This is a genomic window from Sphingopyxis panaciterrulae, assembly GCF_014199295.1.
Lineage (GTDB): Bacteria > Pseudomonadota > Alphaproteobacteria > Sphingomonadales > Sphingomonadaceae > Sphingopyxis > Sphingopyxis panaciterrulae.
On sequence record NZ_JACIJH010000012.1, the window covers coordinates 19,214 to 41,634 of the forward strand.

Below are 22,421 nucleotides of genomic sequence, written 5' to 3' on the forward strand. Positions count from 1 at the left end.
TTCTCGGCGAGAAGCGCCCTTCGACAGGCTCGCAGGCTACAGTTCAATCCAATCGGGGCAACTCTAGGTCACATACCCATTGCCCTGAACAAAATCGCTTCAAACCTCGATCGCGCCGGTAGCGGGTATGTGACCTAGCCCGACAGGATCGTCTCGCGGTCGGGTTCGTCGGGCGACGGCCCGCTGCCGTCGCGGTGGCGCTGTAGCGCGACCTGGTCGCGGCCGGCGTGCTTCGCTTCATAAAGCGCGTCGTCGGCGATGCGGTAGAGGCGCTGGAAATCGCACGCCGGGCGCACCTCGGCGACGCCGACGCTGGCGGTGACGCGCCGCTCGCCGAGCAGGTCGGCGTGATCGCAGGCCGCGATCTCACGCCGGATGCTTTCGGCGAAGCGGTCGAGGACGATGCCCTCCATGCCGACCGTCAGCAAGCCGAACTCCTCGCCGCCCAGCCGCGCGACGCTGCACAGCGGGCCTTCCCAGCGGGCGATGCGGCGGGCGATGCGGCAGAGCACGGCATCGCCGACCTCGTGCCCATAGCGGTCGTTGACCGATTTGAAGCGGTCGATGTCGACCAGCAACAGCGCCGCGGGCAGATCGTCGTTGCGCGCGCGTTCGAGCAGGGGGGTCACGCTTTCGATGAAGCCGCGGCGATTGGGCAGGTCGGTCAGCGGATCGCGGCGCGCGAGCTCGCGCTCCTGCGCCTCGGCGGCGCGGGCGTGATCGCGCTCGACGCGCAATCGCGCCAGCCGCCGCGTCGCCGCCGCCGACAGCCAGAGCGCCTGCCAGGTCGCGGCGAGCAGCACGAGCAGCTTCGACCCGCCGCCCCAGAAACCGTCCTCGACATCGACGATGTTGATGAAGGCGAGGACCGCCATCGGCAGGCACCAGGCGGCGGCGAAGTCGCGCGCCTCGGTCGCGCCGCGCCGCCAGCCCCAGGCCAGACACAGCGCGACGGCGGCGAGGTCGGCGAGGATCGCGAAGCTGAGAACGGCGGCCCACAGGTCGATGGGGCCGCTGCGCATCAGCGCGAGCGGAATGCCGGCGAGGCCGACGCCGACCCCCAGCGCCAGCGTTGCTCCGCGCAGTGCGGCGGGGACCCCGCTGCGGTCGAGCGCGGTCACCGAGCTGGCGGTGGCGAAGGCGATCGCGAGGCAGGCGAGGAAGGTGCAGATCTGCGCCGAGACCGTGCCCGCCATGAAGGGCAGGACGGCAAGATGAATCTGCGACCACAGCCCGCCCCATAGCAGCATGGTCGCGGCCCAGCCGGCCTGCCAGGCAAGATATTGGCGGCGCACCGCGACCGCGAGCGACAGGCTGTAGATGGTGCTGACGAGGAGCAGCGTCAGCGCGGCGCCGACCGCCGCCGCCATGCCCGCGGCCTGCATTCCGGCGTCGCTTTTCGGCAGGATGCGGGCGCGCACCAGCTCGTGGCTCGCAAGCCGGTCGAAACGCATGGTCACCGCGCTTAGCGGCGCGGCGCGATCGGGCGCCTCGAACACGATCTGCCCGCCTGCGCGCCAGTGCGAGCCGTAATCGCCCTGGCGCACCCGCTGCCAGCGCACCTGCCCGTCGGCATAGGAAAAGGCGACCGCCAGCCGGTCGAAGCGCGAATGATGGATCATAAGCGCCGCGCCGCGCTGGGCGCCCGGCGAGCGGCTGAGGTCGGCGCGCAGCCACAGGCTGCCATGCTGATAGCCGGTCGGCTCGCCGGTGCAGGAAAAATGTCGGTCCGCAAGGCTGGCGTCGCTTGCCCCTATCCCGCTTGCCGCATGGCACAGCGACCGGTCGATGTGGAGCGTCGCCGCCGACGCCGACGCGCCGCCGCCCAGCGCGGCAAGCCCCATCAAGGCAAGCAGCAGCCGGCCGAAAAAGCGAATCGGATGGATCGCCGCTCCCGTCATCCGGCGAGCTATGGCAGCCAAATATTGGGAAAGCTTTACCAAAAGCGGACGTCATTTCGGTCGTCCCGCCCTTCTCGGCCTTTCGTCGTCAGGCGAGCACCGCCGCCAGATTCTCGGCGAGCGGCGCGTGGTCGAGATAGTCCTCGGCCAGGTGATAGGGGAAGGGCATGCCGCGGCGTCGGTGGTTATGCGTATAGGTCAGCCCGTCGAGCGGAAGCCCCTGGCCGCCCGCGACCAGATCGGTTGCGGCATAATAGTTGCGCCATTCGGCGACGAAGGCCGGTCGCCGGAACGGTTGCGGCGCCCGCTTGCGGATCGTGCGCAGCGCGAGGGGCGAGCCCATGGTGACGAACTGGCGAACCTGCCCGGCGCGCCCCGCTGCCTCCCATTGCGCGAGCAGCTTCCAGGCGATCACGCTGCCGAGCGAATGGCCGACGACGACCGGCCGGTCGCCCGCCGCCAGGGCGGGGCCGAGCGTATGGAGCACGCGGGTGTCGATCTCCGCGGCCGCGGCGGGGGTGGTGAAATAAATGTCGGCTTCGAGGAGGAAGCGGCGCAGCAGCGCGATCAGGTCGGCGGGCAGCAGCGACAGATAGGCGCTGATCGGCCCCAGGAAATCGCGCGTATCGGCGATTACAAGCATGGACGGCGGCGGCGCGGGAAGGCCGAGCAGGCGGAAATCGACCGACTGGACGATCTCGATCAGCAGGTCGAGCATCAGTCCGCCGTCGGCGCCGGTCATCAGCGAAACGGGATCGGCCCAGTGCGGCAGGCGGCGCTGACGGCTGTAGCGATGCAATATGTCGCCATAATAGCAGAGCAGGCGCGGCTGCGCGTCGATGCGCCCGTCGCCGTCATGCTTCGCGAGCGCTCCGCGCCAGCTTTCGGTGATGGCGCCGGCATGGCCCGGATCGGGGTCTTGCGCGATGCCGTGGATGAAGACGAGGGTCATGCAGGTCTCCGCCCGCCGAACTGGCGGATGATCGCCCGCACGCTGCCAGAAAGGATCGGCGCCGCGCCACGTGATTTTTCGCACAGGGATGGGCGCGCGTCATTGTCGACGCGCGCCCATCGTGCCAGTTTCGACGATGCGAAGGCCAGCAAAGGGGTGGGGCGAATGGCGCGCGAAGTCGCAAGCAAGATATTGGACGGCATCAACGACCTGGTCATCATGGCGCCGATCCGGGACGGTTTCATTCCCGCTTATGAGCCGGTGACCTATGCGACGCGGCTGCGCGTCATCTGCGAGGCGCTGAACGACGTGCGCGCGACCGCGCGCGAATATGAGAAGGTCACGCCCTTCGCCGATGCCTCCGAGCGCATCCTGTCGCTGCTCGATTTCAAGGCGGGGATCATCGACAACGGGTCGCTTCAGCTCGACCCGCGCCTCGGCCTGACCGCGCGGCGCTATTTCTATCTGATCGCGACCTTCGACGGGGTATGGGAACCTTATATGCGGCTGATCTGGCGGCCGCTCGGTTCGCTGCTCGACCTGCTCTTTTCCAATTGCGACGGCTATGTCTTTGCCGAGGACAACAGCTTCGCTGACTATATCGAATGGGTGCGCAGCGCGCAGGTCGACAGCGCGGTCTTCTTCACCACCACCGGTGTGACGGTGCAGGACCAGATCTACCTGCGCAACCTGGAAAAGCTGCACCGCGAGCAGGAGGCGAGTGCGGGCGACCTCGCGACGCTGCGCATGGCGGTGGTCAATCCCGGCGACGAAGCGGCGGCGGTGCGCGCCGCCAACCCAGCCGAGGCGAACCGGCTGGCGCTGGAGGCGCTGGGGGTCTTTCACCGGCTGGCCGACTATTATCCGCCGCTCGACGCACGCTATCGCGGCGGGTGGCCGGGCGAGGGGCATCTGCTCCAGCGCGCGGTGCACCGCATCCTCGAAGGCTGGGATTATCGGCCGCTGCTCGCGCTGTTCGACCTACCCCATCCGTCCGACTTGCCGCCGGACGACCCGCGGCGGCCCTATGCGATGCAGAAGCTGGCGCTCGAACGCTTCCGCATCCTGATCCAATGGTATGCGGACGGCGACGGCGCCTTTCCGCCCGCCGTCCAGCCGGTGCCCGATCCGGTGCTCGACCGCGCCGAGGTGCAGCGGGGCATACTCTCTCCCTTCGCCGGCGCCGGGACGAAGCTGCGACGCGGCGCGCTACTGCTGATGACGGTCGGCGACGCGGCGAGCGGTGCCGCTTTCGTCGGGCGGCTGCTGGCCGATAAAGCACTGAGTTTCGAGGATGAGGCGGATACGCCGTGCGACGGCGTCTTTCGCTCGCTGGGCTTCACCCGGTCTGGGCTGGAGCGACTGGCGATCGCGCGGACAACGGTCGACGCCTTTCCGAAGGAATTTCGCGAGGGGCTGCATGTTCGCGCGCCGCAGCTCGGCGATGTGTGGGACAATCATCCGCGCAACTGGCGCCTGCCCGAACGCAACTGGCCGCCGGCGCCCGCCGATGGCCTGCCGCGGCCCCCGGTGGAAATGGAGGAAGTCGATATCGCGCTGGTGCTGCGCCATGCCGCTGCCGCGGACGATGGCGGCGCCCGCATTGCCGCCGAGGTCGCGCGGCTCGCGGCGCTGGCCGCCGAGCATGACGTGGCGCTGATCGCGTGGGAACCGCTCGCCAATCACTATGACGCCGAGGGCTATTTCCGCGATCATTTCGACCTGCGCGACAATTTCAGCCAGCCGGTGCCGCGAGTGGAGGCCGGATCGGATTTCGCGCAGCGCCGGCGCTCGCGGCGCGACGAGGTGCGGATCGGCGAATTGCTGTGCGGCTATGCCACCGATCGCGGCGATTTCGCGCCGCCGGAGATCGAAGACCCGCTCGCGACCTCGCCGAACGCCAGGCTCGAAGCGGGGCGCGAGGATCGTCGCAAGGCGCGGGACCTGCAGCGGGACGGAAGCTATCTCGTCATCCGCAAAATGAGCGAGGACGTCACGGCGTTCGAAGATTTCCTGCGCGCCAATCGTCACCATGCCGGTGGCGACGCGAAGGCGCTGGCGGCGAAGCTGCTCGGCCGCCATCCCGACGGGCCGTCGCTGATCGATCCCACGGCGAGCGATTATAATGATTTCGATTTTGCGCAGGACGACGAAGGGCAGCGCTGCCCCTTCGCATCGCACGTCCGGCGCACCAACCCGCGGCGGGTCGAGCATGGCCGGCCGTCGCCGCGGCTGCTGCGCCGCGGCATGACCTATGGCCCGCGCCTCGACCCCGCCGATCCGGCGAGCGCGGCCGCGCCGCGCGGGCTGATGTTCATGGCCTATAATGCCAGCATCGCCGAGCAATATGAGACGATCCAGCGCTGGGTGAACGGCGGCAACATCAGCGGCGTCGCCTCGGGCAACAACGACCCGCTCGTCGGCACCGCGCCGCGGCCGGACGGCCGGCGCGTCTATCGTTTCGAACTGGACGGGCAGGTGATCCGCACCGAAATCGCGCGGCCCTTCGTCCGGCTCGAATGGGGGCTCTATCTGTTCACGCCCTCGCGCAGCGCGCTGACCGAGATCGCGAAGCCCGGCCGGACCTATGTCGAGATCGACGCACCGCGGGAGAAGGGCGGTCGGGCCTTCCTCGACCGCGTGGCTGGCCTGCCCCCGGCGCTGGCGGCGGCGGAATGGAAGCGCGTGCTTGAGGATTTCGACAGCAAGGACCCCGGCGAGCACAGCCTGACCCCCGATGTCTATGCCGCGATCCGTCGCGAGTGCGGCGGGGTGGCGGCGGTGCCGGGCGGGATCGGCGACGAGGCGGGGCGGACGCCCGCTGTCGTCGCCGCCTCGCGCGAGACGATCCTGACCGTGCTCAAGGATTATAAGCATTTCACGGTCGAGACACAGCTCGACCGGCTGTGGGACACGAGCGGGCCGATCTATGTCGCCGAGCAGCCCGACGATTGCTACGACGATCCCCGGCTCCAGTCGGACTATCGGGGCGAGTCCGCCGGGACCAACGCGATCATCGACGCTTATGGTCATGAAGACGGCTATGCCCATGGCTATGAGGCCGGGCGTGCGGTGCTCGACTGGCTGATCTGCGACGCCGAGCAGCGCCATGCGATCATGCAGGCGCCCGGCAAGCCCGAGTTCAAGATGGAATTGCGCCGCGAATATCTGTCGCCCGCGCTCGCGCGGCTCAACGCCAAATGGTTCGGCATTCCCGACGGCGGCTTCGTCGAAGACGGCAAGGACGGCCGGCCCGCGCGCTTCATGGCGCCGGGCGACTGGGACTGGGTGCCGGCGACTGAGCGGATGCCGCTCTGCCCCGGCGACTGCCTGTCGCCTTCGCGCCACGCCTTCTATCCGCAGTCGAACGACGTGTCGGCGGCACTCGCCCGCGATCATGGGCAGGCGATCCGCGAGGCCGGGCGGCGCTTCGCCACCGCCTATTTCGACGAGATCGGTATCGACAAGGTCCCCGGGCTTATCAGTCGGGCGCTGTTCGCATTGCCTGGCATGACCAAGGAACTGGCGGCGCGCAACGTCATCGGCATCATGCTAGGCGCGACGCCGCCGACGCTCGGCAACCTTCAGGGCATCGTCTATGACTGGCTTCACGAGCGGACGCTGTGGCGCCACCAGGCGGCGCTGCGCCGCGCGGCGGGGGACCGGCCCGCCGACTATGCCGCCGCGAAGGCGGCGCTGCTGCAACCGCTGTCGGCGTCGATGTGCAAGCGCCCGTCGCCCGAGCTGCTGTTCCGCACCTGCAAGGGCGCTGCGGACGGCGGGCCGGTGACCCTGCCGCGCGCGGGGGACGAGGGCGATATCGCGGTCGAGCGGGGTGCGACCGTCTATCTGCCGCTCGCCAGCGCGACGCAGAGCGCGATCATGGAAGGCGCCGGCTGTCCCGGCAGCCTGGCCGACGGGACGGCGGTGGTTTTCGGCGGCGAGCGCGGCCGCGAAGGCGCACCCGACCACGCCTGTCCGGGGCGCAAGCTGGCGATGGGGGCGATGCTGGGCGTCGTCGCGGCGCTGCTCGACGCCGGGCGCATCCAGGCGCAGCCGGCGGGTCTGATCGTGCGGGTCAGCGACTGGTAGCGAGCAGCGCCTCCGCGCGCGCCGCGTGGGATTCCATGTCCATCGCGCGGAACAGCGCGAGGGCGTCTTCCGCGTGGGCGGCCGCCCGCTCCGTTTCACCACGTGCCGCCGCGATCCCGGCTTCGCACAGCAGGGTTGCGGCGCGCGCGCGGGGTGACTGACGCCGCTCCGCCGAGCGATGGGCGATGGCGAGATAATGGGCGGCGCCCGGTCGCCCCGGCGTACTCGGCGCGAGGCGGGCGAGCGCACGTGCGGCCGATCCCTCGCCGAAGCCGTCGCCGACGCGCGCCCGTGCAAAGGCGCGCGCCGCCAGCGCCCGCGCCCGCGCGACGTCGCCCAGCGCCGCCATCGCTTCCGCCGCCCAGCCGAAGAAGAGCGAGATGCGATGGCCGTGCGACGCCGCCTCGAGCCAGCGGGCCGCGTCGACGAGGCGCTCGGCCGCTTCGCGGCTGCCGCTTTGGCAAAATTCGGCATAGCCGGCGAGCGCCTGCGCGATCATCACATTGATCCGCGAATGATTTTTCAGCCCCAGTTCTTCCGCCGCGCGCGCGAAGTCGATTGCGCCGGCATAGTCGCCGAGCCAGATGCACGCGCCTGACCGCTTGGTCAGCAGCGAGCACATCACCGCGGGGCGCTCGCCGCCGATCACGTCGACGACATGGGCGAAATCCCGCTCGGCGCGCGCGAACTCGCCGCGCTCGGCGTAAATCTGCGCGCGGTCGGCGACGGCGTAAACATAGGCGGCGACGCTGTGCGGCCCGCGCTGGCCCTGCATCGCGGCGATCGCTTCGTTCAGCAGCGCCTCAGCGCGGTCGCAGCGGCCGGCGTCGAACCAGCCCTGGCCGAGGGCGGCGACGATCTGCGTCGCCAGCCCCTGCCGGCGCAGGCGCCGCGCGATCGGCAGCGCCTGGTCGAGCAGCGCGATCGAGGCCCGCGCCTCGCCGAGCCCGTAATGGATCGAGCCGAGCCAGTAGAGCGCCAGGGCGACCGCGGCGTCGTCGCGGTCCTCGCGCGCCATCGCGACCATTTCCTGCAGCGGGGGAATCTGGTCGCGCGAGGGATCGACGACGCAGGCCCGGCCATAGCTGGAGATAAGCTCGGCGAGCGGCACCGGCGACTGGGCCGAGGTCGCGAGCGCCTTGTAGGCGGTGAAGGCGCGCAGATATTGAGTCTGCGCGCGGTCGAGCGCGGAAGCCGCCATCGCGCGCTGCCCCGCCGCCATCGCATAGCCGAGCCCGCCCTGCACGTCGCCGCTGGCGGCGCAGTGATAGGCGAGCAGTTCGAGGTCGCCGAAGCCCTCGTTGGTCGTGCCGCCAGCCGCCAGCCATTCGGCGATCCGGGCGTGAAGCGCGCGGCGGCGTTCGAGCCCGACGATGCGATAGACGGCGTCGCGGGTCAGGCTGTGCTTGAAGCGCCATGTCGCGGCATCGTCGCCGGGGTAGATGAAGTCGGCCTCGCTCAGCGCCCGCAGCACCGCCTCATCGAGCGGCGCATCGCTGACGGCCTCGAACAATCGTATCGGCACGACGGGCCCGATCACCGACGCGACGACGACCCGTTCGGCGAGCGCGGGGGGCAGGGCGGCGAAGCGCGCCTGGATCAGCGCTTCGAGCCAGGACGGACCGTCGGCCTCTCCCCGTGCGGCGCCGGGAACGCTTGCCGAATGGCACAGCTCCTCGACGAACAGTGGGCAGCCGCCGGCGCGCGCGACGATCCGGTCGACGAGGAAGGGCGGTGGCGCGGGGGCGTCGCGGGCCGCGAAGATCGAGCCGATCGCGTGCCGCACCTCATCCTCGTCCAGCGGTGGCAGGCGGATGATCTGGGCACCCGATAGCGTGTCGAGCCGCCGGTCGTCGCGCGCGGCCAGTGTCAGGAAAAGCGGCCGACGCACGTCGCGCAACAGACCCTCGAGCAGGCCCGCGCTGGCGTCGTCGGTCCATTGCCAATCGTCGATGCACAGCCCGATCGGGCCCTCATCGCGGTCGACCAGCGCGACGATCGCCGCGGCGAGGTCGGCGAAGGGAACTGGCGGCGCATCCGGTCCGGCCGCACCGAACCAGCGTGTCAGCGTCGCTCCATGCCCCGGCACCAGCCGTTCGAGGGCATCGGCGAGGGTCGCGCCGCCGGCGGCCGGGTCGACATGGTGATCGTGCAGCAGGATCGAGCGGACGATCTGGTGGAAGGGCTGGAGCGCGCTTCCCCCCAGATAGGTTTCGCAATAGCCGCGATGCACCGGCGTCCCGTGCTGCATGAGCCGCGCAGTCAGCTCGTCGACCAGTCGTGTCTTGCCCATGCCCGACGGCGCGAGCAGTGCGCAGAGCCTTGGCGTGCCGGGTTCCAGCGCGTCATGCGCGTCGAGCAGCCGGGCGAGTTCCTCCTCACGCCCGGCGAGCGGGGCGATGGCGCGCCGCGACCAGGCTTCGCGCCGGCTCGGCGCGGCGGCGCGCCCGGTGATGCTGTGGACGCCGAACGGCCGCCGCGCGCCGCGCGGGGTGACGAGCCGGCGCGGCGAGGCGTCGAAGAAGCCGAGGTCGAGCCCCAGCGCCGTCTCGCTCGCGACGATCTCGTCGGGCGCGGCGAGGTCGCACAGGTGCGCGGCGATGTTGGTCGCGTCGCCCAATATCTCGTAGCGACCGCGCACCAGGTCGCCCGCGCTGACCAGTACCACGCCCGAATGGATGCCGCTGTGCAGGCGGACGCGGCAGCCGGTCCCGGCGACCGTCGCGTCGAGCTCGGCGGCGGCGCGGTGCAGATCGAGCGCGGTCTCGACAGCGCGGCGCCCGCCATCCTCGATCGGAAGCGGAAAACCGAAGATGCAGATGACGCCGTCGCCGTCGATGCGGATGATCTCGCCGCCGTGGCGTGCGACGATCTCCGCCGTCCGCTCGCGCAGTCGTTCGAGCAGCGCGCTGAAGATTTCGGGCTCCATCGCCGCCGCGAGCCCGGTCGAATCGCTGAGGTCGGAAAAGAGCAGGGTCAGATAGTGGCGCGCCGGCCGCGGCGCGACCGGCGATGGTGTCGCAGCGCCGCGCATCATTGCGCGTGCCGGCGCAGCGCCGCGCGCAGCCGTTCGAGCGAGCGGATTTCGAGCGTGCGGCCCTGTTGCCCGACGATCCCTTCCTGATGGAGCAGTCGCAGTTCGCGCGTCACCGCTTCGCGGTGCGTGCCGATCCGCGCCGCGAGTTCCATATGGGTGGGCAGCGGTGCGATCACGCAGCGATCGCCGTCGACAGGCCGTTCGAGCGCGAGGCGCAGAAGCTCGCTCTGCAGCCGCGCGCTGACCGGCAGCGTCGCGAGGTCGCGCGCCTTTTCGGTGAGGTTGCGCACCCGCGCGGCAAGCTGCACCGCCATCCAATAGCCCGCGCCGGGCTCTTCCTGCATGAACGCCCGGAATCCGGCGCCGGAGAGCATGCCGAGGCTGCTGTCCTCGACCGCGGTGACGCTGGCCGAGCGCGGCATGGCGCTGATCGCCGACATTTCGCCGACCAGCCGCCCCGGCCCCATGTCGCGCAAGATCGTCTCGCGCCCGTTCGCCGCGAACATGGAAATCTGAAGCCGGCCGCCGACGATCAGATAGACGTCGTCGGCCGTGCTTCCTTCGGCGATCAGCAACTGGCCCTTGCGTGCGCGAACGGTCGCGGCGCGCGCAAGGAAGGCGGCGGCAAGCGTCTCCGGCAATATTTCTTCGCGGTCGATCCCCCCGACCAGCACATCCGGCTCCGCACCCATCCCGCGACCCCTTTGCCGCCCCGAACCATGCCCAATTGTGCGGATAGGCACAAGGCGGATGTCATCGGGCGTCAGTTGCGCCCGCTCGTCAGCCCGCGCGCGATCACCTGTGCCTGAATCTCCGCCGCACCCTCGAAGATGTTGAGGATGCGCGCGTCGCACAGGATGCGGCTGATTTCATATTCGAGCGCATAGCCGTTGCCGCCGTGGATCTGCAGCGCGGCGTCGGCATTCGACCAGGCGGCGCGCGCGGCGAGCAGCTTGGCCATGCCTGCCTCGATATCGCAGCGCTTGCCGCTGTCCTTGGCGCGGGCTGCGGCATAGCTCAGTTCGCGCGCGGTGACGAAATCGACGAGGCTCATCGCCAGCTTGTCGGCGACGCGCGGGAAATGGACGATCGCCTTGCCGAACTGCCTGCGGTTCATCGCATAGTCCAGCCCGAGTTCGAGCGCGCGGCGCGCGACACCCACGGCGCGCGCGGCGGTCTGGATGCGGGCGCCCTCGAAGGTGCGCATGAGCTGCTTGAAGCCTTGCCCCTCCTCGCCGCCGAGCAGCGCGTCGACGGGTGCGGTCATCGCGTCGAACTGCAACGCATATTCGCGCATTCCGCGATAGCCGAGCACCTCGATCTCGCTGCCGGTCATGCCGTCGGCGGGGAAGGGCTTGGCCTCCGTGCCGCGCGGCTTGGGGACGAGCAGCATCGACAGGCCCGCATAGCCCGTGGCGTCGGGGACGGTGCGGGCGAGCAGCGTCATCAGGTCGGAGCGGCTGGCGTGGGTGATCCAGGTCTTTGCGCCGTCGATGACCCAATGATCGCCTTCGCGCCGGGCGCGGGTCTGGAGCGACCCGAGGTCGGAGCCGACATCGGGTTCGGTGAACACCGCGGTCGGCAATATTGCGCCGCTGGCGATCTTCGGCAGCCATTCGGCCTTTTGCGTATCGGTGCCGCCCATCGCGATCAGCTCGCCCGCGATCTCCGACCGCGTGCCGAGCGAGCCCGCGCCGATCCAGCCGCGTGACAGCTCCTCGGTGACGATGCACATCACCAGCTTGCCGAGGCCGAGGCCGCCAAACGCCTCTGGAATGCAAACGCCAAAGGTGCCGAGTTCAGCCATCGCCTGAACCGTGGCGTCGGGGATCAGGTCGTTCGCGAGATGCCAGCCGTGCGCATGCGGGAGGATCGCGGCGTCGGTGAAGCGGCGATATTGCTCGCGAATTGCGTCGAGGTCGGGGTCGTGCAGCGTCTCGCTCGGCCAACGGCCTTCGGCGAGCGCGGCGGCGACTTCTGCGCGGGTCGCGGCATGGTCGGCGTCGAGCAGGCCGGCGCAGGCGGCGGCGAGGGTTCGCGCCGCGGCGCCGAGGCCGAGGTCGGCGGGCCGGAATATCTCGTTCTGCCCCATCGGCAGGCCGCCGACGAGCTGACCGATGCCTTCGGCGAAGGCGAGGGTTGCGATCCTGGCGTCGAGTGGATTCGAGTCCTGGCCGGACTCAAACCACGCGAGCGTCGCTTCCAGCGCGGCGACGGTCGTTGCGATCCATGCGAAACCGTGCGCTGCGCGCTGCTCGGCGTCGATGGCGCGCGTCGCCAGACGTTCGGCTAGCGCCGTGCGGGCGGCGGCGCGATAGGTCTGGGCGGCGGTGAGAGTGCTGTTCAGATCGGCGCACATCGTCACAGCCTGCCCTCTTTTTCATCGTCACCCCGGACTTGATCCGGGGTCCCGCTTGTCACCGACGCGGAGCGGGACCCCGGATCAAGTCCGGGGTGACGATAAAGGGAAGATGTTTGTTTCATACCAACCGCCTGTCGCCCGTCGATCCGAGCTCCCTCAAACCGCGCGCTCGAAGATCGCGGCAATGCCCTGGCCGCCGCCGATGCACATGGTTTCAAGGCCGTACCGGCCGTTCCTGCGAACCAGTTCACGTGTCAGGTTGGCGAGGATGCGCCCGCCGGTCGCGCCGATCGGGTGGCCGAGCGAGATGCCTGAGCCGTTGACGTTCAGAATCGCGTTACGGCTGTCGTCGTCGGACCAGCCCCAGCCCTTGAGCACCGCGAGCACCTGCGGCGCGAAGGCCTCGTTGAGTTCGACGAGGTCGATGTCGCCCCAGCCGAGCCCGCTGCGCGCGAACAGCCGTTCGACCGCGGGCACCGGGCCGATGCCCATGCGGCTCGGGTCGCAGCCCGCCGCTGCCCAGCTATGGAACCAAGCGATGGGTTCGAGGCCGAGTTCGTCCAGCTTGTCCTCGGCGACCACCAGGCACGCCGCGGCGGCGTCGTTCTGCTGGCTCGCATTGCCCGCGGTGACGACGCCGCCTTCGAGCGGGCGCAGCTTGCCCAGCGTTTCCATGCTCGCGTCGGCGCGATAGCCTTCGTCGTGCGCGAAGACGATCGGATCGCCCTTCTTTTGCGGCACGCTGACCGGCACGAGTTCGTCGTCGAACAGCCCCTTGTCCCACGCCGCCGCGGCGCGCTGGTGGCTGCGCACGGCATAGGCGTCGGCCTGCTCGCGGGTGATGTCATAGTCCTTCGCCAGATTCTCGGCGGTTTCGATCATGCCGGTGATGACGCCGAAGCGCTCGACCGGCTGCGACATCACGCGGCCGCGGGTCAGCCGGTCGTGCAGCGTCAAATTGCCGGCGCGCACGCCCTTGCGAAGCTGGGTCGTGTAATGCTCGACGTTCGACATCGATTCGACGCCGCCCGCGACGACGATATCGGACATGCCCGTCTGGACCATCATCGCGGCGTTGACGACCGCCTGCAGTCCCGAGCCGCAGCGGCGATCGAGCTGATAGCCCGGCACCTCGAGCGGCAGACCCGCGGCGAGCCACGACCAGTGCCCGATGCTCGGCGCTTCGCCATTGCCATAGCCTTGCGAGAAGACGACGTCGTCGACGCGTGCCGGATCGATCTTCGTGCGCTCGATCAGCGCCTTCAGGATGACGGCGCCGAGTTCGCCGGCGCCCATCGACGACAGGCTGCCGCCGAACTTGCCGACGGGGGTGCGGATCGGGGCGACGATGGCGGCGCGGCGCAGGGTCATTTCGGGTCTCCGGTTACTATCGGTAATGGGCTGAATCGTCACCCCGGACTTGATCCGGGGTCCCGCTCGGCAACGGTGAAAAGCGGGACCCCGGATCAAGTCCGGGGTGACGGGAAGAGGAGGGCATCTTATCCAACACCGACGATGCCCGCGTCGATCAGGCGGGCGATCTCGCCCGAGGACAGCGAAAGGCGTTCCGCCAGAACCTCTTCCGAATGCTGGCCGTTGCGCGGAGCGGGGCGGGGCGGTTGACGGTCCATCTGGGGCACTGTCGCAAAGGCGCCGGCGGCGGGATAGGCAAAGCCGCTGGGGTTGTCGGCGGCGCCGAAAATCGGGTTGTTCGCGACCAGCGCCGGGTCGTTCGCGGCGTCGAGCATCGTGCGATAGGGCGAATGGACGATCCCGCCCGCGTCGAAGGCGGTGGCAAGATCGGCGTGATCGCGGCTCGCGATGGCGCGCTCGAACAGCGGATAGAGCGCGTCGCGGTGGGTGAAACGCAGTCCGTCGTCCTTTGCGAAGGACACGTCGCGCGCCGCCTCGACCGCCGCGACCGCTTCGCCGAGGTTCAGCGCGGCGATCAGGTTCGCCCATTGGCGTGGGGTGACGACGACGATCATCGTGCGCTGGCCGTCGCGGGTCGTGAAATCGCGGCCGAACAGGCCATAGACGGCGTTGCCGAGCCGCGGGCGGTTCTCGCCGGTATAGAGCATTTCGGCGATGCCGCCCATGTTGGCGACCGAGCCGATCGCGATGTCGGAGAGGGGCAGGCGGATCTCGCCACCTTCGCCGGTCGCGCCGCGTCGCTGGATCGCTGCGAGAAGCGCAAAGGCCGCATAGGCGCCGGTCAGCAAATCCCAGGCGGGGAGAACGTGATTGACCGGCTCTGGCCCCGCGCCGGTGAGCATCGGAAAGCCGACGCTGTTGTTCACCGTATAGTCGAGCGCGGGCGTGCCGTCGGCCCAGCCCATCACGCGCACGGTGATGAGGTCGGGGCGGTCCTCGGCGAGCGTGTCATGGGCCAAAAAGCCGCCGGCGGGGAAATTGGTGACGAACTGGCCCGTCGCGCGGACCAGCGCCTGAAGCAATTCGCGTCCTTCGGGCCGGGTAAGGTCGAGGGCGAGCGATTTCTTCGCGCGGTTGAGATTTTCCCAATAAAGCGAATTATTCTCAGCCGTTACCGGCCAGCGCCGGAAATCGGGGCCGCCGCCAATCTGGTCGACGCGGATCACCTCGGCCCCGAACTGTGCGAGATAAAGCCCGGCGGTGGGGGAGGCGACGAAGGATGACGCTTCGATGACCGGGAGGTTGGTGAGGAGGTTATACATGGGCAGCCTTCTTGAGCCCCTCCCCTTCAGGGGAGGGGTTGGGGTGGGGGCTCGAAGCCTTGCGCAAGACCGATGGACCCCACCCCCGACCCCTCCCCTGAAGGGGAGGGGCTTTAAAGGCGTTTTCCTCAGCCACCCGTGTTAAATTCGCGCAGCATATGCTTGGCGATCTGGAGCTGGAGGATCTGCGTCGTGCCCTCGTAGATGCGATAGATGCGGGCATCGCGGAAGAAGCGTTCGGCGTCATATTCGGCGAGATAGCCGGCGCCGCCAAAGACCTGAACGCAGGCATCGACGACGCGGCCGCACATTTCGGACGCGAACACCTTGAACGCCGCGGCCTTGCGCAGGACATTCTCGCCCGCGTCGGCGCGGCGGGTGACGTCCTCCATCATGCATTCGGCGGCATAGATGTCGATCTCGCTTTGTGCGAGCATCTGCTGGATGAGCTGGAAGTTCGCGATCGGCTCGCCGAAGGCCTTGCGCTCGGTCGCATAGCGCACCGCGCTGTCGAGCGCGCGGCGGGCGTAGGCGGTGGCGGCGGCCCCGACCGACATGCGGCCGTTGTCGAGGCTCATCATCGCATAGACGAAACCCTTGCCGAGTTCGCCGCCGAGCAAGGCCTCGCCGCCGACGCGCACCTCGTCCATCACGATATCGGCGATATGGCTGCCCGACTGGCCCATCTTCTTGTCCGACTTGCCGATCGACACGCCGGGCGCGTCCATCGGCACGATGAACGCCGAGACATGGGCGTTCTTCGGCAGATTCTCCTTCGAGGTGCGCGCCATGATGAGGCCGACCTTCGCGAAGGGCGAATTGGTGATGTAGCGCTTGGTGCCGGTCAGCACCCAGCCGTTGTCGGTCTGGGTCGCGGTCGTCTGCAGCCCCGCCGAGTCCGATCCCGACCCCGGCTCGGTCAGGCCGAAGCAGGCGATTTCGCCCGAAGCGACGCGCGGCAGCCACTCGGCCTTCTGCGCCTCGGTCCCGCCATTCTTGAGCGCCGAGGCGAACATGCCGATGTTGATCGAGATGATCGAACGGAAGGCCGGCATGGCATAGCTGATCGTGTGGATCGTCTTGACATATTGGCTGACGTTCATTCCCGCGCCGCCGAACTCTTCGGGAATGGTCAGGCCGAAGAGGCCCATATCGCGCATCTCGGCCAGGATGTCGTCGGGGATGCGGTCGGTCTCGACGATCTCCTTCTCGGCGGGGAGAAGGCGCTCGCGGACATAGCGCTGAAGCTGTTCGATGAACTGCGCGAAGACGTCGGCGTCCATGCCGGGGTTGCTCATGGGCTGTTCCTCAGATCGGGTCGTAGGGGAAGACATGCGCGGACACTTCGTCGGCGCGCGCGAAGCTCGGGCGGAAGGCCGGGATCAGTTCGTCGGCGATCGCCTCCGCGGTCCAGCCTTCGAGCTTGGTCATCGAACGCACCGGGCGCGGTTTTGAGAACAGGACGATCTCGTTCTTGCGCACCGAGAAAATCTGGTTGGTCACATCCCTCGACAGATCCGACGCGAGATAGGCGACGAGCGGCGCGATCTTGTCCGCCGACATTTCCTGGATGCGCTTGACGCGCTCCTGTTCGGCGGGCGTCGTCGCGGGGATCGAGGCGGTCATGCGGCTCCACGCGAAGGGCGCGATGCAGTTCGAGCGCACCCCGACGCGCGCCATGTCGAGCGCGATCGACTGCGACAGCGCGACGACGCCGAGCTTCGCGGCCGAATAATTGGCCTGGCCGATATTGCCGATCAGCCCGCTGGTCGAGGTGAAGTGGATGAAGCTGCCCGACTGCTGTTCGCGAAACCAGGGCGTCGCGGCCTTGGAGACATTGAACACGCCGGTCAGATTGACCTCGATGACGCTCTTCCAATCCTCGTAGCTCATCTTGTGCCAGATGGTGTCGCGCAGGATGCCGGCATTGTTGACGACCGCGTCGATGCGGCCGAATTTGGCGACCGCATCCTCGACGATGCTCGCGGCATCCTTCGGATCGGCGACGTTGCCGAAGTTGGCGATGGCCTTGCCGCCCGCAGCGATGATGTCGGCCGCGGTCGTTTCGGCCGGAGCGGCGTCGCCGCCGTCGCCCGCCTGCGCGACGCCGGGGTCGTTGACCACGACGGCGGCCCCCTGCGCCGCGCAGTGCAGCGCCAGTTCGCGGCCGATCCCGCGCCCCGCGCCGGTAATCGCCACCACCTTGCCGTCCAGACAGCCGCTCATGCCGATCTCCCTGCCGATTCGCGTCGATAGCGCGATAGGACTCTCGCCGCATTATTTCAACATTGAGAATTGCTTTTTCATCATGTTGAAAATATCAGGAGGTCATGACAGGCCCGGTCCGTTCCGTTTCGCAATCCTTCGCCATTCTGCGCCTGCTTGCCGAAGCGGGGACGCTGACACTGTCCGACATCGGGCGGACCGTGGGGCTCAGCCCGTCGAGTTGTCTCAATCTTCTCAAGACACTGGTCGGCGAAGGCGCGGTCGAGCGCGACGCGCGCACCAAATATTACCGGCTGGCGCCCGCCTGGCAGGCGGTGGAGGTGTTGCGCACCGATGCCGCAGCGCGCTTCATCGAGCGCGCGCAGCCGCACATGGCGCGGTTTGCGCAGCAAAGCGAGGCCGCAATGGGTCTCTGGAAGATCGTGTCGCGCGACCGTATCCAGCTCACGGCGCGCGCCGAAAGCGATGCCGCGACCCGGCTGAGTCTCGCGGACGATCAGCGGCAACCGCTGGGCGGCGGCGCCGCGGGCCGCGCCATCGCCGCGGCGCAGGGGGCCGGCGAAGCCGAGCTCGCGCGTCGCTTCGCGCTTGTGCGGTGGCTGACCGATTTGCCTTTCGACACCTATGCCCGGCAGGTGAGCGATGCGGCCGCAAAGGGCTTCGCGGTCGACCGGGGCGACACGCATCGCGGGGTCTGTACCGTCGCGGTCGGCATCGCCGATATCGCTCCCGGCTTCGCCCTGTCGGCCTCGATCGTCATGGGGTCGCGCAGCGAAGCCGAAATCGATGCGCTGGGGGCCGGGATGATTGCGCTTCGGGACGAGTTGAAGCTGTAACACGCCAAGCCAATGTTTCTTGTTTCGCCCGACCAGTCATGTCAGGGCGCAGCCGCAAGGCGAACGGTCGTTCGGGAGACGGGATGATGCAATTCGACGTGGTAATCGTGGGTGGGGGCCATGGCGGCGCGCAGGTTGCGGTGATGCTGCGCACGCAGAAGTTCGAGGGCAGCATCGCGATCGTCGGCGACGAGCCCGAACTGCCCTATGAGCGCCCGCCCTTGTCGAAGGAATATTTCGCGGGCGAGAAGGAGTTCGAGCGCATCCAGCTTCGTCCCGCCAGATATTGGGACGAGCGCGAGGTGACGATGCTGCTCGGCAAGCGCGTCGTCTCGGTCGATCCGGCCGCGCACAGCGTCACGACCGGCGACGGCGAGACGATCGGTTACGGCAAGCTCGTCTGGGCGACCGGCGGAACCCCCCGGATGCTGCCGATCCCCGGCGGCGACCTGCCCGGCGTGCAGGGGGTGCGCACGCGTGCCGACGCCGATGCGATGAAGGCCGCCTCTGAAACCGCGAAGCAGATCGTGGTGATCGGCGGCGGCTATATCGGGCTCGAGGCGGCGGCCGTGCTGACCAAGGCGGGCAAGAAGGTCGTGCTCTTGGAAGCGCTCGACCGCGTGCTCGCGCGCGTCGCGGGCGAGGATCTGTCGCGCTTCTATGAGAAGGAGCACCGCGAGCATGGCGTCGACCTGCGGCTCGGCGTTTCGGTCGCGGCGATCGAGGGCGCGGATCGGGTGACGGGCGTGCGGCTGGCGGACGGCGAGGTCATTTCCGCCGATCTGGTCATCGTGGGCATCGGTATCGTCCCCGCGGTCGAACCGCTGATCGCAGCGGGCGCCGAGGGCGGCAACGGCGTGCTGGTCGACCGGCACTGCAAGACGAGCCTGCCCGACGTCTATGCAATCGGAGACTGCGCCGCGCACGAGAATGCCTTTGCCGAGGGCGCGTGCATCCGGCTCGAATCGGTACAGAACGCCAACGATCAGGCCAATGTCGTCGCGAAGGGCATCGTCGGGGACGAAGCGCCCTACCATGCCATCCCCTGGTTCTGGTCGAACCAGTATGACCTCAAGCTCCAGACCGCCGGCCTGTCGACCGGGCACGATCAGACCGTGGTGCGCGGCGACATCGCCAGCCGCAGCTTCTCCATCGTCTATCTGAAGGCGGGACGAGTGATCGCGCTCGACTGCGTCAATGCGACCAAGGATTATGTCCAGGGCCGCATGATCGTCACCGCCGGGTTGATCGCGACAGCGGAACAGCTCGCCGACACCGAGACGCCGCTGAAAACGCTGTTGCCGGCCTAGGTCGGCGGCAGAGCCGGATCGGCAGGCGCGTCGCCGAGCGCCTTTTTCAGCGTCGCCTTGATATTGCGCAGCAGCCGGCGCAGCGCGACGATCACGATCACCGCGGCGATCGCCAGCAGGATCGCAATCGCGATCGCCAGCGGCGGAAAAGCGATGGCCAGCGCGAGCAGGCCGCCGGTCGCGACATCCTCGCCGGTCGAGACCACCGCATTGCTGTAGGGCTCTGGGCTGACGTTGACGACCGCGCGCGTCGTCGCCTTGGCGCCGTGGCTGAGCAAGGCGCCGCCGCCGCCGAGCAGGAAGGCGGTGACCTGCCAGGCCGGGTCGGAACTGTCGACGAGCGCGAGCGCGAGCAGCGCGCCGCCGAGCGGGCGGACGATGCTGTGGATGCCGTCCCAGATCGAATCGACCCAGGCGACCTTGTCGGCGAAGAATTCGGCGAGCGTGCCGAGCGCGGCGACGCCGAGGATCCAGGGGCTCGCCAGTATCTGCAGCGCCTGCAGATGCTCGGGCAGCGGCAGCCAGCCGAATCGCATCGCGACGCCCGTCGCCAAAATGGTGAGGTAGAGCCGCCACCCCGCGAGCAGGCTCAGGCTGCCCGCAACCCCCAAAATCTCGACGATACCCATGGGTTGCTCCCGGCCGTTTTCGGTCGGCGCATCTTGCCCCGCGCGTGCGCCGTCCGCAATGGCCGGATGACAAGCCGCCGCCGGCTGGGTATCGCGGGGGCATGACCGACCCCAATGCATCGTCGTCCGCGCCCGCGGCGGCCCCCGAAGGCGCCATTCCCGCCGCGACGCTGGTGATCATGCGGCCCGCGCCGGGTGGCGGTCCCGACGAGATATTGATGGTCAAGCGTTCGGCGGCCATGGTCTTCGCGGCGGGCGCGGTGGTGTTTCCCGGCGGCCGGATCGATCCGGACGATCATGTCGTCGCGGCGCGGCACGGCTTTGCGGAGGACGATATCGATGGCGCGGCGCGCGTCGCGGCGCTGCGCGAGACGCTCGAGGAGACGGGGTTGGCGGTCGGCTGGCCGACGCTGGCCGAAACCGACGCCGAAACGGTGCGCCGCGCGCTTCTGGAAGGGCAGTTGCTGTCGGAGATTCTGAGCGGGCGAGGCGAACGGCTGGAACTCGATGCGCTGCTTCCCTTTGCGCGCTGGTGCCCGAACTTCAAGGAAACCCGCACCTTCGATACGCGATTCTATGCGGCTTCGGCGCCGACGCATCGCCACGAACTCACGGTCGAGGCCGCCGAGCACAGCCATATTTTCTGGGCGAGCGCGCAAGCGACCCTCGCCATGGCCGATCGCGGCGAGGTGTCGATCATCTTTCCGACCCGCCGAAATCTCGAACGTCTGGCGCAGGCCGATGATTTCGCCGCATTTTCGGCGCATGCTGCCGCCTATCCTGTCGATCTGGTGACACCGTGGATCGAAACGCGGGAGGGGGCATCGCATCTCTGCATTCCCGGACATCTGGGCTATCCGGTTACATCCGAGCCGTTCGAGCATGTTCGCCGCGGGTAAACCAATGCCAAAATGGCGCTTTTTGTCGGTTAAGCAAATCGATAGGAATCGCCGTTAGCGGACAAAAGGCATTGCAATTACCGGCGCCTGTGCCTAAAGACGTCAATGCCGAAGACGGTCGGGGCAACATTCTCCGGGCGATTCGAAAATATCTAAAGTACCAGTGGATGGAGAAAATGATGAATCTGCTCACCAAAGCTGCGGTCTCTCTCGCCGCGACCTCGATGATTGCGGCGCCGGTTGCGGCCTCTGCCGCGACCGCGTTCGACGGTGCGCGCTCGACCTCGGCCGTTTCGAAGAAGAATGGCCTCGAAGGCGGTTCGAGCTGGATCATCGCTGTTCTCGCCGTTGCGGCGATCATCGGCGGTATCATCATCGCGGCCGACAACGACAGCGACACGCCGACCAGCCCGGCCTAAGCCCCGCTTCGGTTCAAGTTAGTGCAAAGGGTTCCGGACATTGTCCGGGACCCTTTGTGCATTTCGGGCTCCGTGAATTGCGAATGGCGTTCGCAGGATTGGAAGCCCGCCCGTTGATCGGGGAAAGTCGGCCGTCGAAACCGATGGCGTGCCGGGGCGCTGCCGAATTACAACGCGATGTTGCGGATCGACCGTGACGTTGCGAGCGGTATCGCCTGTCGGGCGTGCTCGACGGCGCTGATATCCACCGGCGCCAGGGCAATGCGATAGAGGGCATCGCGCGGTTCGTCCGCGATTTCGGCGATGGGCGCGCCCCATGGATCGACCGCAAGGCTGTGGCCATAGGTTGCGCGCCCGTCGGCATGGGTGCCGGCCTGCGCGGCTGCAAGGACGAAGCAGCCGGTCTCGACCGCCCGCGCGCGCAACAGGAGGTGCCAATGCGCCGCGCCGGTGGAGACCGTGAACGCGGCGGGAATCGCGAGCAGGGTCGCGCCGCGATCGACCAGCGCCCGATAGAGTTCGGGAAAGCGCAGGTCGTAGCAAATGCTGAGCCCCAGGCGGCCGAGCGGCGTATCGACCACTGACAGCGCGTCGCCGCCTGCGAAGGCCGCCGATTCGCGCCAGTTTTCGCCCGAGGGCAGCGTGACGTCGAACATGTGAATCTTGTCGTAGCGGGCGCGGATGCTGCCGTCGGCGGCGACGACATGGCTGCGGTTGACCCGCCGCGCGCCATCCTCGGCGAGCAGCGGCATCGAGCCCGAATGAATCCACAGGCCGTGGCGCCGCGCCATTTCCTGCAGCCGCGCCGGCCAGGGGCTGTCGGCCTCACGCACGATATGGGCGGCCGACCGGCCCCGGTCGCGATCGAGAAGCAGCGACATTTCGGGAAAGAAGGCCATGACCGCGCCGCCCGCCGCGGCTTCGGCGAGCGCGGTATCCATCGTCGCCAGATTGACCTCGGGATCGATGCCGCTGGTCATCTGGACCAGCGCGGCGCGGGTTGGGGAAGTATCCATGATTTTTGGTTAGGACGAGCGGAGAGCGGGGGCAAGCGGAGCGACG

At 68.5% G+C, this 22,421-nt stretch carries 16 protein-coding genes; 5 read left to right on the forward strand and 11 right to left on the reverse strand.

What is annotated here, in order from left to right; genetic code table 11:
- Positions 1–134 precede the first annotated feature (134 nt).
- Together FHR21_RS15670 and FHR21_RS15675 are read right to left on the reverse strand one after the other, a co-directional pair.
- Positions 135–1,901, reverse strand: a complete 1,767-nt coding sequence (locus tag FHR21_RS15670) for a GGDEF domain-containing protein (protein ID WP_184100200.1) — start codon at positions 1,899–1,901, stop codon at positions 135–137.
- Positions 1,902–1,989: 88 nt separating this feature from the next.
- Entirely contained in the window at positions 1,990–2,853 is an 864-nt protein-coding gene (locus FHR21_RS15675; protein WP_184100031.1) for a lipase family protein, read from the reverse strand.
- A 165-nt stretch (positions 2,854–3,018) separates the two neighbouring features.
- On the opposite strand from FHR21_RS15675, the gene FHR21_RS15680 reads away from it, so the two are divergent.
- A complete protein-coding gene (locus FHR21_RS15680; protein ID WP_184100033.1) occupies positions 3,019–6,945 on the forward strand; it encodes a Dyp-type peroxidase in 3,927 nt (1,308 codons plus the stop codon).
- On the opposite strand, the gene FHR21_RS15685 is transcribed toward FHR21_RS15680, so the two are convergent.
- The 7 genes from FHR21_RS15685 to FHR21_RS15715 form a co-directional block, all read right to left on the reverse strand.
- Complete coding sequence (locus tag FHR21_RS15685) at positions 6,932–9,982, reverse strand: ATP-binding protein (protein WP_184100035.1); 3,051 nt, start codon at positions 9,980–9,982, stop codon at positions 6,932–6,934. The genes FHR21_RS15680 and FHR21_RS15685 overlap by 14 nt on opposite strands.
- Positions 9,979–10,674, reverse strand: a complete 696-nt coding sequence (locus tag FHR21_RS15690; protein ID WP_184100037.1) for a Crp/Fnr family transcriptional regulator — start codon at positions 10,672–10,674, stop codon at positions 9,979–9,981. Before FHR21_RS15690 ends, FHR21_RS15685 begins: the two co-directional genes overlap by 4 nt.
- A gap of 71 nt (positions 10,675–10,745) precedes the next feature.
- Positions 10,746–12,341 (reverse strand): acyl-CoA dehydrogenase family protein, encoded by a 1,596-nt coding sequence (locus tag FHR21_RS15695; protein ID WP_184100201.1) that lies wholly within the window; start codon positions 12,339–12,341, stop codon positions 10,746–10,748.
- Positions 12,342–12,500: 159 nt separating this feature from the next.
- Positions 12,501–13,715: an acetyl-CoA C-acetyltransferase gene (locus tag FHR21_RS15700; protein ID WP_184100039.1), complete on the reverse strand. Its 1,215-nt coding sequence runs from the start codon at positions 13,713–13,715 to the stop codon at positions 12,501–12,503.
- Between the two features lie 128 nt (positions 13,716–13,843).
- Complete coding sequence (locus tag FHR21_RS15705; RefSeq protein ID WP_184100041.1) at positions 13,844–15,040, reverse strand: CoA transferase; 1,197 nt, start codon at positions 15,038–15,040, stop codon at positions 13,844–13,846.
- Positions 15,041–15,168: 128 nt separating this feature from the next.
- Positions 15,169–16,338 (reverse strand): acyl-CoA dehydrogenase family protein, encoded by a 1,170-nt coding sequence (locus FHR21_RS15710; RefSeq protein WP_184100043.1) that lies wholly within the window; start codon positions 16,336–16,338, stop codon positions 15,169–15,171.
- A 10-nt stretch (positions 16,339–16,348) separates the two neighbouring features.
- On the reverse strand, positions 16,349–17,266 hold the full coding sequence (locus tag FHR21_RS15715; protein WP_184100045.1) for an SDR family NAD(P)-dependent oxidoreductase: 918 nt from the start codon (positions 17,264–17,266) through the stop codon (positions 16,349–16,351).
- A 104-nt stretch (positions 17,267–17,370) separates the two neighbouring features.
- Between FHR21_RS15715 and FHR21_RS15720 the strand changes: the two genes are divergently transcribed.
- Together FHR21_RS15720 and FHR21_RS15725 are read left to right on the forward strand one after the other, a co-directional pair.
- Complete coding sequence (locus FHR21_RS15720; protein ID WP_184100047.1) at positions 17,371–18,102, forward strand: helix-turn-helix domain-containing protein; 732 nt, start codon at positions 17,371–17,373, stop codon at positions 18,100–18,102.
- Positions 18,103–18,185: 83 nt separating this feature from the next.
- Positions 18,186–19,412 carry an NAD(P)/FAD-dependent oxidoreductase gene (locus FHR21_RS15725; protein ID WP_184100049.1) on the forward strand — a complete coding sequence of 409 codons (1,227 nt, stop codon included), beginning with the start codon at positions 18,186–18,188 and terminating at the stop codon, positions 19,410–19,412.
- Here FHR21_RS15725 and FHR21_RS15730 read toward each other — a convergent pair.
- Positions 19,409–20,041: a DUF4126 domain-containing protein gene (locus FHR21_RS15730; RefSeq protein ID WP_184100052.1), complete on the reverse strand. Its 633-nt coding sequence runs from the start codon at positions 20,039–20,041 to the stop codon at positions 19,409–19,411. The genes FHR21_RS15725 and FHR21_RS15730 overlap by 4 nt on opposite strands.
- A gap of 101 nt (positions 20,042–20,142) precedes the next feature.
- Here FHR21_RS15730 and FHR21_RS15735 point away from each other — a divergent pair, with 101 nt between their 5' ends.
- Together FHR21_RS15735 and FHR21_RS15740 are read left to right on the forward strand one after the other, a co-directional pair.
- Positions 20,143–20,940 carry an NUDIX hydrolase gene (locus tag FHR21_RS15735; RefSeq protein ID WP_184100054.1) on the forward strand — a complete coding sequence of 266 codons (798 nt, stop codon included), beginning with the start codon at positions 20,143–20,145 and terminating at the stop codon, positions 20,938–20,940.
- A gap of 89 nt (positions 20,941–21,029) precedes the next feature.
- Entirely contained in the window at positions 21,030–21,359 is a 330-nt protein-coding gene (locus FHR21_RS15740) for a hypothetical protein (RefSeq protein WP_246427275.1), read from the forward strand.
- Between the two features lie 167 nt (positions 21,360–21,526).
- On the opposite strand, the gene FHR21_RS15745 is transcribed toward FHR21_RS15740, so the two are convergent.
- Positions 21,527–22,375, reverse strand: coding sequence for a carbon-nitrogen hydrolase family protein (locus tag FHR21_RS15745; protein WP_184100056.1), 849 nt, complete (start codon positions 22,373–22,375; stop codon positions 21,527–21,529).
- Positions 22,376–22,421: the final 46 nt, after the last annotated feature.

What these genes read in the sequence shown, in the direction of transcription:
- FHR21_RS15670 (WP_184100200.1), bottom strand. Translation starts at nt 1,901, where the DNA reads ATGACGGGAGCGGCGATCCATCCGATTCGCTTTTTCGGCCGGCTGCTG.
- FHR21_RS15675 (WP_184100031.1), bottom strand. Translation starts at nt 2,853, where the DNA reads ATGACCCTCGTCTTCATCCACGGCATCGCGCAAGACCCCGATCCGGGC.
- FHR21_RS15680 (WP_184100033.1), top strand. Translation starts at nt 3,019, where the DNA reads ATGGCGCGCGAAGTCGCAAGCAAGATATTGGACGGCATCAACGACCTG.
- FHR21_RS15685 (WP_184100035.1), bottom strand. Translation starts at nt 9,982, where the DNA reads ATGATGCGCGGCGCTGCGACACCATCGCCGGTCGCGCCGCGGCCGGCG.
- FHR21_RS15690 (WP_184100037.1), bottom strand. Translation starts at nt 10,674, where the DNA reads ATGGGTGCGGAGCCGGATGTGCTGGTCGGGGGGATCGACCGCGAAGAA.
- FHR21_RS15695 (WP_184100201.1), bottom strand. Translation starts at nt 12,341, where the DNA reads ATGTGCGCCGATCTGAACAGCACTCTCACCGCCGCCCAGACCTATCGC.
- FHR21_RS15700 (WP_184100039.1), bottom strand. Translation starts at nt 13,715, where the DNA reads ATGACCCTGCGCCGCGCCGCCATCGTCGCCCCGATCCGCACCCCCGTC.
- FHR21_RS15705 (WP_184100041.1), bottom strand. Translation starts at nt 15,040, where the DNA reads ATGTATAACCTCCTCACCAACCTCCCGGTCATCGAAGCGTCATCCTTC.
- FHR21_RS15710 (WP_184100043.1), bottom strand. Translation starts at nt 16,338, where the DNA reads ATGAGCAACCCCGGCATGGACGCCGACGTCTTCGCGCAGTTCATCGAA.
- FHR21_RS15715 (WP_184100045.1), bottom strand. Translation starts at nt 17,266, where the DNA reads ATGAGCGGCTGTCTGGACGGCAAGGTGGTGGCGATTACCGGCGCGGGG.
- FHR21_RS15720 (WP_184100047.1), top strand. Translation starts at nt 17,371, where the DNA reads ATGACAGGCCCGGTCCGTTCCGTTTCGCAATCCTTCGCCATTCTGCGC.
- FHR21_RS15725 (WP_184100049.1), top strand. Translation starts at nt 18,186, where the DNA reads ATGATGCAATTCGACGTGGTAATCGTGGGTGGGGGCCATGGCGGCGCG.
- FHR21_RS15730 (WP_184100052.1), bottom strand. Translation starts at nt 20,041, where the DNA reads ATGGGTATCGTCGAGATTTTGGGGGTTGCGGGCAGCCTGAGCCTGCTC.
- FHR21_RS15735 (WP_184100054.1), top strand. Translation starts at nt 20,143, where the DNA reads ATGACCGACCCCAATGCATCGTCGTCCGCGCCCGCGGCGGCCCCCGAA.
- FHR21_RS15745 (WP_184100056.1), bottom strand. Translation starts at nt 22,375, where the DNA reads ATGGATACTTCCCCAACCCGCGCCGCGCTGGTCCAGATGACCAGCGGC.